This is a genomic window from Burkholderia sp. Bp8984 (assembly GCF_003853755.1).
Lineage (GTDB): Bacteria > Pseudomonadota > Gammaproteobacteria > Burkholderiales > Burkholderiaceae > Burkholderia.
The window spans coordinates 1-325 of the sequence record NZ_QTQN01000119.1; the positions used below are offsets into that span (position 1 = coordinate 1).

The following is a 325-nucleotide window of genomic DNA, read 5'->3' on the forward strand; positions in this document are numbered from 1 at the left end:
TGGTCGAGAAGCTGAAGACCGAAGCCAAGGTGCTGTAAGAGGGAGCGGAAAGAAATGACGATTCTGGTGATTGCAGAGTGCGACGCCCCGAAGGAAGCCCCCTTGGGGGGCAACGCGTCGATCAAGGCCGCGACGCTGAATTCGGTGGCGGCGGCAGCCGAAGTTGGCAAATTCGTCGGCGGCGACATCCACGTGCTGGTCGCGGGCCACAATGCGCAAGCAGCGGCCGATGCAGCAGCGAAGATCGCAGGTGTGTCGAAGGTGTTGCTGGCCGATGCGCCGCAACTCGAAGCGGGCCTCGCGGAAAACGTCGAAGCGACCGCGC

Annotated in this window: 1 pseudogene; it reads left to right on the forward strand. The window is 63.4% G+C overall.

Annotated elements, in window-relative coordinates:
- Positions 1–54 precede the first annotated feature (54 nt).
- Positions 55–325 (forward strand): annotated as a pseudogene (locus tag DID98_RS35610) (electron transfer flavoprotein subunit alpha/FixB family protein); the annotation flags it as partial.